The sequence below is a fragment of the Vibrio sp. J502 genome (genome assembly GCF_025397955.1).
In the GTDB taxonomy this organism is placed as follows: domain Bacteria; phylum Pseudomonadota; class Gammaproteobacteria; order Enterobacterales; family Vibrionaceae; genus Vibrio; species Vibrio anguillarum.
The window spans coordinates 669,862-683,910 of sequence record NZ_CP104555.1 but is presented as its reverse complement, the minus strand read 5'-3'; the positions used below and the strand labels follow the sequence as shown (position 1 = coordinate 683,910).

At 41.7% G+C, this 14,049-nt stretch carries 12 protein-coding genes and 3 pseudogenes; 7 read left to right on the top strand and 8 right to left on the bottom strand.

Annotated elements, in window-relative coordinates:
* Positions 1–35 precede the first annotated feature (35 nt).
* Positions 36–1,186 (bottom strand): IS3 family transposase gene (locus tag N5E84_RS18755; RefSeq protein ID WP_095661380.1). Its coding sequence is split into 2 segments (ribosomal slippage): positions 36–949 and positions 949–1,186, totalling 1,152 coding nucleotides; the frame shifts between segments, so codons are not numbered across the junction.
* Positions 1,187–1,250: 64 nt separating this feature from the next.
* On the opposite strand from N5E84_RS18755, the pseudogene N5E84_RS18750 reads away from it, so the two are divergent.
* Positions 1,251–1,661, top strand: a pseudogene (locus N5E84_RS18750) (IS30 family transposase); the annotation flags it as partial.
* Positions 1,662–1,718: 57 nt separating this feature from the next.
* Here the strand turns inward: N5E84_RS18750 and N5E84_RS18745 are convergent.
* The 4 genes and pseudogenes from N5E84_RS18745 to N5E84_RS18730 all read right to left on the bottom strand — a co-directional run.
* Positions 1,719–2,639: a hypothetical protein gene (locus N5E84_RS18745; RefSeq protein WP_069211915.1), complete on the bottom strand. Its 921-nt coding sequence runs from the start codon at positions 2,637–2,639 to the stop codon at positions 1,719–1,721.
* Between the two features lie 205 nt (positions 2,640–2,844).
* Positions 2,845–3,378 (bottom strand): GNAT family N-acetyltransferase, encoded by a 534-nt coding sequence (locus N5E84_RS18740; protein WP_069211914.1) that lies wholly within the window; start codon positions 3,376–3,378, stop codon positions 2,845–2,847.
* Positions 3,375–3,644 carry a DUF1778 domain-containing protein gene (locus tag N5E84_RS21280; protein WP_069211913.1) on the bottom strand — a complete coding sequence of 90 codons (270 nt, stop codon included), beginning with the start codon at positions 3,642–3,644 and terminating at the stop codon, positions 3,375–3,377. The genes N5E84_RS18740 and N5E84_RS21280 overlap by 4 nt, the downstream gene beginning before the upstream one ends.
* Before the next feature lie 491 nt (positions 3,645–4,135).
* A pseudogene (locus N5E84_RS18730) lies at positions 4,136–4,342 on the bottom strand (IS4 family transposase); the annotation flags it as partial.
* 60 nt (positions 4,343–4,402) lie between these two features.
* On the opposite strand from N5E84_RS18730, the pseudogene N5E84_RS18725 reads away from it, so the two are divergent.
* The 3 genes and pseudogenes from N5E84_RS18725 to N5E84_RS18715 form a co-directional block, all read left to right on the top strand.
* Positions 4,403–5,478 (top strand): annotated as a pseudogene (locus tag N5E84_RS18725) (IS3 family transposase); the annotation flags it as partial.
* A gap of 73 nt (positions 5,479–5,551) precedes the next feature.
* Positions 5,552–6,729 (top strand): IS3 family transposase gene (locus N5E84_RS18720; protein WP_095661382.1). Its coding sequence is split into 2 segments (ribosomal slippage): positions 5,552–5,810 and positions 5,810–6,729, totalling 1,179 coding nucleotides; the frame shifts between segments, so codons are not numbered across the junction.
* Between the two features lie 462 nt (positions 6,730–7,191).
* Entirely contained in the window at positions 7,192–8,163 is a 972-nt protein-coding gene (locus N5E84_RS18715; RefSeq protein WP_019282910.1) for an IS110 family transposase, read from the top strand.
* Between the two features lie 13 nt (positions 8,164–8,176).
* Here the strand turns inward: N5E84_RS18715 and N5E84_RS18710 are convergent, their stop codons facing one another.
* From N5E84_RS18710 to N5E84_RS18695, 3 genes are all read right to left on the bottom strand, one after another.
* The gene (locus N5E84_RS18710; RefSeq protein WP_029190018.1) at positions 8,177–8,617 is read right to left on the bottom strand and encodes a hypothetical protein; all 441 of its coding nucleotides are present in this window, start codon (positions 8,615–8,617) and stop codon (positions 8,177–8,179) included.
* Positions 8,618–8,782: 165 nt separating this feature from the next.
* Complete coding sequence (locus tag N5E84_RS18705; protein WP_081245499.1) at positions 8,783–9,190, bottom strand: ASCH domain-containing protein; 408 nt, start codon at positions 9,188–9,190, stop codon at positions 8,783–8,785.
* Positions 9,191–9,940: 750 nt separating this feature from the next.
* A complete protein-coding gene (locus tag N5E84_RS18695) occupies positions 9,941–10,714 on the bottom strand; it encodes a hypothetical protein (protein WP_069211932.1) in 774 nt (257 codons plus the stop codon).
* 45 nt (positions 10,715–10,759) lie between these two features.
* On the opposite strand from N5E84_RS18695, the gene N5E84_RS18690 reads away from it, so the two are divergent.
* The 3 genes from N5E84_RS18690 (at position 10,760) to N5E84_RS18680 (ending at position 14,049) form a co-directional block, all read left to right on the top strand.
* On the top strand, positions 10,760–11,791 hold the full coding sequence (locus N5E84_RS18690; protein WP_026027704.1) for an IS630-like element ISVa15 family transposase: 1,032 nt from the start codon (positions 10,760–10,762) through the stop codon (positions 11,789–11,791).
* 924 nt (positions 11,792–12,715) lie between these two features.
* Positions 12,716–13,687, top strand: a complete 972-nt coding sequence (locus tag N5E84_RS18685; protein WP_019282910.1) for an IS110 family transposase — start codon at positions 12,716–12,718, stop codon at positions 13,685–13,687.
* Positions 13,688–13,800: 113 nt separating this feature from the next.
* Positions 13,801–14,049, top strand: coding sequence for a hypothetical protein (locus N5E84_RS18680; protein WP_069212192.1), 249 nt, complete (start codon positions 13,801–13,803; stop codon positions 14,047–14,049).

The following is a 14,049-nucleotide window of genomic DNA, read 5'->3' as shown; positions in this document are numbered from 1 at the left end:
ACCGCCGTGGGTCGCGGAACTGAATAGCCACCAAATTAGTAGACACTCTTTAACTTGATTTCATATTGCTTTTCATACTCTACTGGCGACAACTGATTATTGGAACCATGTCGGCGTTTAATGTTGTAGAACATCTCAATATATTCGAAGATGTCCATACGAGCTTCCTCTCTCGTGGTGTAGATCTTCCGCTTAATTCTTTCTCTTTTGAGTAACTGGAAAAAACTCTCGGCAACCGCATTGTCATGACAGTTACCACAGCGACTCATACTTGATTCAAGACCATGCTGTTTCAAAAACCTGTCCCAGTCATGGCTGGTATACTGGCTTCCTTGATCTGAGTGAACGAGCACTTTTTCTACTGGTGAATGACGCCAAATAGCCATCAGCAAAGCATCAAGGACAAGCTCTTTGGTTATTCTACTTTTCATTGACCAACCAATTACCCGCCGAGAGAACAGGTCTACAACTACCGCCAGATACAGCCAACCTTCGTGCGTTTTGATGTATGTAATATCAGTTACCCACGATTGATTGGGCTTGTGTGGGTTGAACTCTCGGGCGAGCTTGTTAGAAACAATGATGTTTTCGACACCACCTTTGGGGCGTGGCTTTCGATAACCTCTTTGCGACTGAATACCTTCTCGCTTCATTAGACAATGAACTTGGTTAATTCCACAGATTTCCCCTTCATCTCGCAGGTCACTGTAGATTTTTCGATAACCATACACACAGCCTGACTCCAGCCAAAACTGCTTTATCAGTCCGAGAAGGTATTTTCGCCGCTTTTCTTGTCTACTATCTGGATTTTTTAGCCAAGAATAATAACCACTTGGGTGAATTCCAAAGACTTTACACATGCGTCGAACAGACCAGATTGTCTTATTCGCTTTAATAAAGGCATACCTCAGTCGGACTGGCTTGCGAAGTACACCGCGGCTTTTTTTAGTATGTCTCGCTCTTCTGTTACTCGCTGCAATTCCTTTTTAAGTCGACGAATTTCAGCACTTTCATCAGATTGAGCTTGGTATTGTGAGGAGTTGGGACCGTAGCGTTTAATCCACGCATACAAACTGTGGCTCGTTGTTCCTAGTCGCGCTGCAACTTCAGACACGCTATGACCTTTTGCAGTCACATGTTTGACTGCTTCAATTTTAAATTCTTCTGGATATCTCTTGCTGCTCATAAGCACCTCTCTATTAGTCATTTTGTCTAACTAAAAGGTGTCTATCAAGTCGGTGGCTATTCAAACCAAGCACTGTATCGTCACTTTAGTCGACAGAATGACTGGCTACACTTTTATTGGGCAAATGGACAATAGAACAAGCGAATCACTCAACGTAATAATGAGCAAAATCATGACCCGCTCTGACTTACCTTTTAAGACAATAACTGCGGATAACGGCACTGAATTTCATGGTTACGCACAACTAGAAAAACATCATAACTGTCTGTTTTACCTTGCGAATCCATACCATTCATGGGAACGAGGCACTAATGAAAACACCAATGGCTTGATACGACAATACTTACCAAAACGAACCTCCATGTCACACGTGACACAGAAGCGGTGTAATGAAATTGCACACAAATTAAATACGCGCCCACACAAAAGACTTGGGTACCGAACACCAACGGAGTATATTCATGAGTATCTGTAGAAAGTGTCGCACTTCAAACTTGATACTAAGTAGCCCCACAACACCAAACTTCCCAACTTACTTAACAGAGTGGAACGTCTCGTAAAGCACTTGAGCCTTAAAAGGATAATCAAGCTGAGCAATTACTCGATTTATGTTTCTAGCACTCCCTCCAACACACCAATTTGAGCCGCCATCTAAGAAAATAGTCCCCGCTTGACTCCCAAAGCGTATCGTAAACCAATAACAACGCTCAGCGCCCCACAATTCCCCACTCTTAGACAAGAAATAAATAGGGTCCAACTTATACTCTTTTGTCCACTTAGCTTCGTCAGTACCCATTTTATTGTGTTTTTTTACTTTATTTACATAGAGTATTTCCAACCTTGGAAATGAATTCATCCCTTCACTTTGAAATTTAGGGGAATCTCTCTGATCTAAAGTCAGCAAGTTTTGTTCATTTCCTTTGAAGCCAATACAAGCAACTTCATAAAGTAGTTCGTTTTCTGTTCCCCACGAAACTGGAACTGCAAATAAATTTTTATAACCTTCCACAGAGCATTGCTTAGGATCGGGGTACAGTTTATTGAGAACGTCTTGGCATACTGATATGTTTGTTTGAAGCGCTTTTTCGACTTTACTCAAGTGACGATTAGGATCACTTACCATCCAAGACCAGTAAACCTCATCTTCCAAAGATAAACAACCGAGGTAGTCTTTCCTTGCGTTTCGGTAGAACATCAAGTCACTGATTAGCCATAGCCCACTATTTAGTACATCATCTGAATCTTTAGCCATATCATAAAAACTACATTCATTGTCGTAATAGAGGCTTAAAGTATTCTCTGCGACTTCGTACTTTCTATCCTTGTATGAACTTAATGCCTTATCCCTGACATTTTTTATTTCTTCTACCGAACACTTGGCAAAAATAAATCCACTGCTGAGAAGTCCAATACTGATCAGTAATGTTTTCAGAATGACAGAAATCCTAAACAATTAAAACCTCTCTATATACAGTTAATTTTGATACGTAATGGGCCTATATAACGCCCAATTAAGTAGCCCGAAACGCAACGACCAACTTTCCGCACAACGCAGTAAACACTAAACTCAACGAAAAACGAAAAACGAAAAACGAAAAACGAAAAACGAAAATGCCACGCGTTGAGGGTCTGCTTGAATTGTTTGTTATATTCGTAGCCTATTGATTAAAAAGCTGTTCTACCGTTTTCATTGGTAAGAACATACGAATACGCTCATTATATTCGCACAATACTTCAAAGCCAAACTTCGTATAGAACGCTTGAGCGGAATCTGTCAGACAGTCCACAACTATTGCGTATACCCTCATGTGATGATTCACTTCCCATAAGTACTTCAGTGCGCGAATTAGACTAATTTTTCCGAGCCCAGAGCCATGATACTCTTTGTGCACAGCTAATTGAGCCAAAAGAAAAACAGGGATTGGATACCTAGGAAGTTTCTTTGCTAGTTGTGCCGGCAATGTTTCTCGACTGATTGAACTCGGTGCAACACTATAAAATACACAAATAGCGAATTTTTGATTTAACAGTGGTTGAGCACTAGGTAAAACCATTGTTCGGCTAATACCTGCTTGCATGCGCTTTGCAGCTTGAGTTTTGATAAATGTGTTTAGCTCTTGCTCTCCACAGTCAAATGAATCGCGGTCATGCTTTGACTTACTAAGTTCTACAAACTCTTTACCCCAACTCACTTGATACCACTCTTCTCTGTAAATTTAACAGCTTCAAGCAAAGCTTGATTCGGTGCTTTTACTTTATTACACGCAGCCATAAATTCGTCAAAAACACTGTCTTTAACCATAATACTTTCATACTCCTCAATAACATGAGTCGCATCTTCGTCCATAAGTCTCACTACATATTCAGTGAGACTTTTTAAACCAAGTAAAGCCGATGCTTTTTCGGCTTTTGCCTTGATCTCTTCATCAAGGCGGATATCTAAACGTGCCGTTGCCATAACCCCTCCAATGTACGGATATGTTCCGTAAGCTGATTGATTATAGTGCAAACTTAAGGCATATTCAATTAGTACAGAAAATTTACGGAACGAGAGAGAGTATAACGCCCGGCTAAGGGGTTGCCAACGCACCGCCGAACTCAAAAAATACACTGTAAACACTGAACTTCAATTTTGCACCAAAGCCGCCACGCGTTGGCAATCCCTCTTGAGCCGTTTGTTATGTGTTTATTTCGACCAGTCCCAATTTCCTTGCTCCTTGACCAAAACTCTTTGGTCTTGGGTAACTGTCAACAATCCTGAATCTGAAATTACGTAAACAAAATCGCCATTTACAAGCTCATAACCAATAAATATTGATGGTGTGCCATCTGATAAATATGTATGTAAAGTATGGCCAGTAAGGATAATCTCATTGCCAGATCTCTTTGATTTACCAGTATAAGTTACGTCATCACAAGTCACGTTACCTTCAATGCAGTTTGACTCGATCAAAAGTCCTGCTCAAGAGACAGAGCGAGTTCGTAGCCTTGACGCTCTTCCATTTCTTTTACTGTCTTTCCAACCGCCAAGCCGTGCGTTAACTGGAAGAGCCTTACGGCTAAAAAGGCAAAAATAGTCGCTAATCTATCTAAGTTGCCTTTACTCTGTACCCGACGCCCTTCAACTCCGGTTCCTTCACTCTTCCAGACCTTGTGATCCGCCCCAGCAGTTTTGGACACTGAGTTAAGTGAGTACAATCACTAACGAGGTGAACAATGACAACTAAGAAAACTAGAATTAAACATTCCCCTGAATTTAAAGCAGAAGCCCTGAAGTTAGCAGATAAAGTGGGAGTAGCTGCGACAGCAAGACAGCTTTCTTTACACGAATCTCAAATCTACGGGTGGCGGAAGAACTCGAAGAAAGACACCAGTACTAGTCAGCGAGAGCAAGAGCTAGCCGCAGAGGTTGCTAAGCTCAAAAGGGAGTTGGCTGAGCAAGCAGAAAAGCTAGAAATTGTAAAAAAGGCCGCCACCTACTTCGCGAAGAATCTAAAGTAGATTGCTACGAGTTTATACTCGAACACCTGCTGTGCTTCAGTATAGTACGTATGGCTAAGGTGTTCGGGATATCCCGAAGTGGGTTTTATTACTGGATTAAGCATCGACACAACGCCATCCAACGCGAGGCTATTCGCCAACAGCTTGATACAAAAGTTAAAGAAGCTTTCGCCAACAGCAAAGGCCGAGATGGTTCAAGGCGTATCCAAAAAGAACTGTCTGAGAGCGGTGATAGCTACAATGTTAAAACCATTGCTGCCAGTATGAAGCGTCAAGATTTAACGCCGAAAGCTGCACGCAAGTTTAAGTGCACTACGGACAGCAAGCATCAAATGCCTGTTGCTCCAAACCTGTTGGCTCAGAACTTTAGCGCATCTGCTCCGAATGAAAAATGGGCGGGAGACATCACCTATGTTGCGACAAGCGAAGGCTGGCTGTACTTGGCAGTAATTATTGACCTTTACTCAAGACAAGTAATTGGATGGTCTATGGATACCAGAATGACGGCTACGCTGGTCTGTGATGCGCTATCAATGGCGTTGTTCCGTCGCGGATTCCCCGAGCAGGTTATCGTTCATAGTGATCGAGGTAGTCAGTACTGCTCAAAAGATTATCGAGATCTCATAACTGCTTATAATCTAAAACAAAGTATGAGTAGGAAAGAAAATTGCTGGGACAATGCTTGTGTTGAGAGCTTCTTCCATTCTATGAAAGTGGAAGCGATCCAATATGAGCCGATTATGACGAGAGACCAGATGCGCCAAACGATCTTCGAGTATATAGAGGTTGATTTGTAGTGGCATAGTGAATTTGGTCACTTAGTTAGAGGTGATATCATCACCTCATAAGTTAACAGGTGACATTATGACAAAACATATAAGACGACTATTTAGCGCAGAATTTAAGTTAGAAGCAGCGCAGCTAGTCTTAGACCAAAATTACTCAGTGACTGAAGCAGCCCAAGCCATGAATGTGGGCAAGTCCACGATGGATAAATGGGTTCGCCAGCTTAGAGAAGAACGCCAAGGGAAAACACCGAAAGCTACACCTATGACCCCTGAGCAAATAGAAATTCGGGAATTGAAAAAGAAGCTGGCTCGCCTTGAAGAGCATAATGAAATATTAAAAAAAGCCACGGCTCTGTTGATGTCGGATTCACTGAACAATTCTTGATAATCAAGAAACTCAAGCAGAGCTACAGCGTAAAAACATTATGCGAAGTCTTCAATGTTCATCGAAGTAGTTATCACTATTGGCTTAAACGCCCAACGGTAATTAATGCGGACACAATAAAGCTGCGCAGCTTGATTAGCGAGGCTTACGCCGCAAGCAATGGCTCTGCGGGAGCGAGAACCATTGCAGATATAGTCACAAATCAGGGTGTAAAGCTGAGCCGATACCGAGCAACAAAGCTAATGAGAACTCTTGGTTTAGTGAGCTGCCAAGAACCAAAGCATCGTTACAGAAAGGCTTCACAAGAACATATTGACGTTCCAAATCACTTAAGTCGTCAATTTGCTGTTACGGCTCCAAATGAAGTCTGGGCTGGTGATGTTACGTATATTTGGACAGGTAATCGGTGGATGTATTTAGTGGTCGTTATCGATCTTTTTGCCCGCAAAGTGATCGGTTGGTCAATGTCTTTGTCGCCTGATAGTCGGTTGACAGGTAAAGCTCTGTCTATGGCCTATGAATCTCGCGGAAAGTCAAAAGGTGTCATGTTCCATAGCGATCAAGGCAGTCACTATACCAGCCGTAAATACCGTCAATTACTGTGGCGCTTTCAAATAAAACAGAGTTTATCTCGCCGAGGAAACTGTTGGGATAATGCGCCGATAGAGCGCTTCTTTAGAAGTCTGAAGACGGAATGGGTGCCAACTGTGGGTTATCATAGCTTCGTTGAGGCTCAACAAGAGATCACCCGCTACATTATCGGATATTACTGCCAACTCAGGCCACATCAGTATAACGGTGGTCTAACTCCCAATGAATCAGAACGATTATATTGGGAAAACTCTAAAACCGTGGCCAATTTTAGTTGACCACTACAGTTCCCAAACAACTGAATCCAAGTGAACTTCTTTTAGTCTAAGTCTCTTTGATAACTGTTCTGACAACCAACTTTTACCTGAACCAGAGTTTCCGATGATAAGGATCTTTTTCATGCTACCTCTGCATGCTAACGCCCGGTTAAGGGGTTGACAACGCACCACTTAACTCAAAAAACGCGCCGTAAACGCTGAATTTCAATTTTTAACTAAAGTCGACGAGCGTTGGCAATCCCTCTTTAACCGTTTGTATGGATAATAACCAAGCCAAAAGGGTAAAATGAGACCCAGGCTTTAGCGGCAACTAAAGCTTTCTATGTGGTAGTTCGATTGAACGCTGGCTCCTCTGTCGAGAGACCGATAACAAACATGAACACCTCATAGGACTCCAAGCATAAACCTCGAATAGTCGACTGGGTCTCGAACCCGCATTTCGCAAGCAAGAGTTAGCTTATTATGAATACAAAAACACTTCAAAACATTAATATCGGTGTTGATACTGGCAAATCACAGCTCGATATTTACATCCGTCCACTCGATGTCTTTTTTACCGTGCCAAACAACGAAAAAGGTATCAAACAAGCCTTAACCACCATCAAAAAACACAACCCACAGCGTATCGTTATCGAAGCAACTGGGCGCCTAGAAATGCCCTTCGTGTTAGCCTGTACCGAGGCCAAATTGCCTATTGTTCGTGCCAATCCTGTTCATATCAAACGCTTTGCCGGCGCTATTGGTCGTAGAGCCAAAAATGACCGCTTAGATGCACAGCTTATTGCTCATTATGGTGAAGCAATTAAACCTGACTTGACAGTCATAAAGGCTAAAAACATACGTTTAATGAGTGACTTAGTAATTCGCCGCAATCAGCTACTCGCGATGCAAACCATGGAAAAAAATCGTATTCAAATTTTGCCTAAGTACCTACATTCGACAATCACACCCATCCTGACAGCGATAAAAAATCAAGTCTCAAAGATTGAAAATAAGCTTGTCAAACTCATCGAAGATTGCCCCGAATACCAAACTAAAAATACCCTCTTACAAAGCGTACCTGGTATCGGCAATATCGCCGCTGCGTCTATCATCAGCAATGTGCCTGAGTTAGGCTACATTACCAACAAGCAAGCAGCTTCACTCATCGGCGTCGCCCCTATTACACGTGAAAGCGGACGCTACAAAGGGAAACGAGTCATCCAAGGAGGCCGCGCACAGGTGAGAACCGTTTTGTACATGGCCATGATGTCAGCCATGCAATGTAACCCTGTTTTCAAGGACACTTACGCTCGATTACTCGAAGCTGGAAAACCAAAGAAAGTGGCGATTATCGCTTGCGTTCGCAAGATGGTGGTCATCCTAAACTCTATGCTTCGAGATGGCGTCATGTGGGACCAAAACATCGCCCAAAATAAAGGATTGACGCCATAGTCGTTTGTTATGCTTATTTTTTGAGCTTCACAACTTCACCACTCAATGCAACTCCAGCCATTACGGCTCCAGCACCACATTGAAAAGTATCGTTGCTTGAAGTGAGATTATTTTTGTAATTTGATTTGATATTAACTACTGCATTTCCACCCTCTTTTATCGCTCTGTCTTTAAGAGCAATCATGGCGGAAAGAAAAACCCAATTGCACGCTTCTTCATCTGTTTTATTGAAAGCGTTCGTTTTTTTACTGGTTTTAAATTCACCTAATTCTTTGAGAACTTTACCGTAACTCTGCTCGCCAAAGTAAAATGAAACTTCAGTGCCTAATTTAGATTTAGCCACTTCAGAGCTCATTGCCTTTGTAATCGAATAATTACCCACATCATCTCTAGCAAAAGTGTTAGATGAGAAGAAAGCTAGTGATGAAAGAGCTAGAATTGTTAATTTTTTCATTGTGATAAATTCCAAAATAGTTTGATTGTGACTAGAGCATAACGCCCGGTTAAGGGGCTGACAACGCAAACCGCTGAACCCAAAATAACAACCGTAATCACAAAGGCCGATTTGAACAAAAACCGCCACGCGTTGGCAGTCCCTCTTGAACCGTTTGTTATGTTTTTAGTGATATACGACCTTAAAGTGCTCTAAAACCAATAGCATATCCTCACTAGGCTCTATACCTAAATCTTCACATTCACGTGAGAAAAATTTCCAATGAGCTTTACGCCACCATTCTAATGATTTGTCGCCTTCACCCTCACTTGCCGCAAACTCTTCTGACACTTCATTGAATCGACAATTTGAGACCGATGTTATCTCAATTATACAAATTGGTTCACCATCCCAGTTTGTGACAACTTGAAGATGACCAACTCTTGGTAAAACTTCACCCTCATGGCTATACCAGTATTCCATGCTGCATGATGCTCGTTTCTCGCCACGTAGGATTAAATCAGCACATAGATTTGCGTTATACTCATCTGCGCAAAAATAATCCGAACTAAATGATGTATATTTTTCAGACACTTCACTAGGTAAAGTTCGAAAGTACTGCTGTAAAAATAACTGACTCTTTTCTTCCTGATTCCCTGAACCTGATTAAAAACATAACGCCCGGCTAAGGGGTTAAAAACGCACCGCCAGACTCAAAAAAACCACTGTAAACACTGAACTTCAATTTTGCACCAAAGTTGCCACGCGTTGGCAATCCCTCTTGAGCCGTTTGTTAGCTGCTGCACTTTAGCCGGAGATTGGCTACCCAACGGCCTAATTTAAAACACATTATTGCTTTCAAGCGACAAAATAAAATGGACAACTGAAAAACCAAAACCTAACCCACGAAAAGCACTTGGCAAAGAAGAAATAACAGGAAAACTGGCGAGCTTCTAAGACTTCAATTTACAAAGAATCCTTTCTAAGAAGCCAACAACCAAGTACGCGAAATCCATTTAGTGCAAAAGAGCTTCAAAACCAAAGAAGCCGCACCAAAGAAATAAACAAACACACCACTTCCCGTAAATAGACTTCGGTTAGTTCAACCACTTCACGAACAGTGCCACTGGCGAGATACGCGGAAAAGTGCTGACTTTCAGGTGTAAAGCTAGAGCCTCAGACTAAGAAAAATAAACGCTTAACTTTATGATTTTTCTTAACCTCAGCTAACGCCGCGTTAAGGGGCAGCCAACGCTATTACCAAGCTTCCGCATAACACCGTAACCACAAAAACCAACGCATGATAAAAATGCCACGCGTTGGCTGTCCCTCTTTAACGCCTTGTTATACCGTTGATTCACGCTGCTGCTCTTTAAATTTATCGATTGAAGTTCGGATCGTTTTTTTTGACTCAAACTCAGGAATACAAGAATAGATCAGCCATTTATGGATAAGGCTAGGCTTTCCTTTGAAGGCAACAAATGAGCGTATTTTTGCGTACCGTTGAAGTTGTTTAGAGTCAGTATAGATATGAGTTATAACAAACGCTCTCTCGTAAGCTAAAAAATAATAAAATACATACACATATGGTAGCAAAGATACCGACAGCAACATCGGAACCAAGAAATCCCGAAATGTATTAACACTGAAAAACTTACCTGGCTCATTATATATATTTAAGATTGAGTCGATGAAAATCAAAGTTCCCATTACGACTAAAATATAGTCAGATATTTTTTGTACTTGCTTATACTCTGGCTTACCTTTTGCAAAAGCACTACAACACGCAAATAGTGTAGCTACCGTTACTAGAAATAGCTCAGTTATAAAGCCATAAGAATGAAACGCTACTAGGAACTCAATTAGTACAATCAACTTAAACTGAGAATTTAACGATGCTTTCAAGTACTCTTTGGGATCGGTGATCTTAGTCGTATTCATGAGCTGAACAAAGCCAATAAACACAAACCACACTATCGTATTTTTAAGTTGCCCTGCATTCCAAACATCAATGCTATAAAGTAAATATACGACAATTGAAATATATAAAAGCAGAGTGCCTGTGGTTATCAGTATAGACTTATGGCAAAAGGATTTTAGGACTATACCCGTGATCATTGAAGATGCTTGATTTTCAATAGAATCAGGATCATGCTACAAACCATGAAAATCACACTGACTCCTCAACAGAAACTGCAACTCGAACAGATGCACGACATTGAGCGTGATAGTCGAGTTTGCGACCGTATTAAGGCTGTTTTGCTGGCTTCTGAAGGCTGGAGTCAGACTATGATTTCACAAGCTCTTCGTATTCATGAATCGACCGTTGCACGTCACCTCAGTGACTACGTACTTTCTGAAAAACTTAAGCCTGAGAATGGAGGAAGCCAAAGCAAGCTTTCTGCTATTCAAACCATGCACCTAATCGAGCATTTGACTGAGAAAACCTATTCTCATACTCATCAAATTGTCGCCTATGTTAAAGAGACGTTTGGGCTTGATTATACTGTTTCTGGTATGAACAAATGGCTTCACCATAATGGTTTTAGCTACAAGCAACCGAAAGGCATACCACACAAGTTTGATGAAGCAAAACAGCAAGCATTCATAGAGGCGTATGAAGCGCTAAAGGCAAGCTGTGGCGAGGATGAATCGATAGTCTTTATCGATGCAGTTCACCCAACACTATCAACAAAGATATCGCATGGCTGGATACGTACTGGTCAGGATAAAGTGATTGAAACAACGGGTAATCGTAGCCGATTGAACATTATTGGCGCACTGAACCTGTCGGATATTGGTGCAACCATTGTTCACGACTATGAGAGCATTAACAGTGAATCGATTGTTCGTTTTTTCTGTAAGTTAAGAGAGAGTTATTCGTTAGCCCATAAGCTTCATATCATATTAGATGGTGCGGGATATCACCGCAGTGACTTAGTCAAAGATGCGGCGTTTGTCCTGAATATTAAACTGCATTATCTTCCACCTTACAGTCCAAACCTCAACCCAATAGAGCGGCTATGGAAAGTAATGAATGAGAAGTCGAGGAACAACGTTTACTTCAAAAGAAAACGGGACTTCAAGGCGGCAATAGACCAATTTTTTTCTGTGACTCTTCCAGAGATCGCAGGCTCTTTGACATCTCGAATTAATGATCATTTTCAGGTTCTCAAGCCTGCATCTTCAAGTTGATTCGGTATAACTCTATAGCCGGTAGAACATCCTTACTTTTTATGGAAGCCCAAATTAAGACAGCAATTACCAGAGTAGCTGTAGCTAACTCTCGATTATTAAAAATATCCAAATGACCTCCTGAGCCTAAAAACGGTATAACGCCCGGCTAAGGGGTTGACAACGCACCGCTGAACTTAAAAAACACACTGTAAACACTGAACTTCAATTTTGCACTAAAGTCGCCACGCGTTGGCAATCCCTCTTGAGCCGTTTGTTAGGCCAACCGATTGGCAACGACATTTTCAAAACCAAAGAACGAGCTTTTTTGTAAATTTGAAGCAAATTAAACCATTCATTTATAAACCAAAACGCTAAATCAGCAAAGAAACAAAAAAACTCAAATTGAGCGGTTTGGAAGAAAAGTGACGAGCGTAGCATGCTCGGCGGACGTTTGGATGCTGAAGGTTATTTTGCCGCTAAACTCACAGCGCTAAACAACCCAACGCGATCAAGAAACAACAAATATGTGATGATTATTTATTGCTTAAATTAAACCACAAAACATGGAATTTACCGTTCAATTTAAACTCGATTTAGCTGATAAAAACTCACCTTGCCTAACGCCCGGTTAAGGGGCTGACAACGCAAAACACTGAACCTAAAATAACAACCGTAATCACAAATGCTGATTTGAACAAAAACCGCCACGCGTTGGCAGTCCCTCTTGAACCGTTTGTATGGATAATAACCAAGCCAAAAGGGTAAAATGAGACCCAGGCTTTAGCGGCAACTAAAGCTTTCTATGTGGTAGTTCGATTGAACGCTGGCTCCTCTGTCGAGAGACCGATAACAAACATGAACACCTCATAGGACTCCAAGCATAAACCTCGAATAGTCGACTGGGTCTCGAACCCGCATTTCGCAAGCAAGAGTTAGCTTATTATGAATACAAAAACACTTCAAAACATTAATATCGGTGTTGATACTGGCAAATCACAGCTCGATATTTACATCCGTCCACTCGATGTCTTTTTTACCGTGCCAAACAACGAAAAAGGTATCAAACAAGCCTTAACCACCATCAAAAAACACAACCCACAGCGTATCGTTATCGAAGCAACTGGGCGCCTAGAAATGCCCTTCGTGTTAGCCTGTACCGAGGCCAAATTGCCTATTGTTCGTGCCAATCCTGTTCATATCAAACGCTTTGCCGGCGCTATTGGTCGTAGAGCCAAAAATGACCGCTTAGATGCACAGCTTATTGCTCATTATGGTGAAGCAATTAAACCTGACTTGACAGTCATAAAGGCTAAAAACATACGTTTAATGAGTGACTTAGTAATTCGCCGCAATCAGCTACTCGCGATGCAAACCATGGAAAAAAATCGTATTCAAATTTTGCCTAAGTACCTACATTCGACAATCACACCCATCCTGACAGCGATAAAAAATCAAGTCTCAAAGATTGAAAATAAGCTTGTCAAACTCATCGAAGATTGCCCCGAATACCAAACTAAAAATACCCTCTTACAAAGCGTACCTGGTATCGGCAATATCGCCGCTGCGTCTATCATCAGCAATGTGCCTGAGTTAGGCTACATTACCAACAAGCAAGCAGCTTCACTCATCGGCGTCGCCCCTATTACACGTGAAAGCGGACGCTACAAAGGGAAACGAGTCATCCAAGGAGGCCGCGCACAGGTGAGAACCGTTTTGTACATGGCCATGATGTCAGCCATGCAATGTAACCCTGTTTTCAAGGACACTTACGCTCGATTACTCGAAGCTGGAAAACCAAAGAAAGTGGCGATTATCGCTTGCGTTCGCAAGATGGTGGTCATCCTAAACTCTATGCTTCGAGATGGCGTCATGTGGGACCAAAACATCGCCCAAAATAAAGGATTGACGCCATAGTCGTTTGTTATGCCTTTGATCTTGAGAAACTAAAACTTGAGATCTATACAGATTTGACTAGTATACGCACCATGTAAACTTTACAATGCAGCAAACGTTCACTAGGAGTTCACATGACTATTTCAGCACAAGAAGCATCCCATAAAGCAGCAGAGTATTTTCGAGAGTTCACCCAAGATGTTTACAACTTGAACATTACTGTGGAAGAAATCGAAAAAAACGTAGATCACTGGCTGATCACCTTGGGTTTTGCACAAAAAACATACTCCATAAGTAACCCGGCGGCTAAAGAGTATAAGCAATTCAAAGTTGACTTAGAGACAGGCGAAGTACTGTCGATGAAAATTCGCACGCTTAACTAA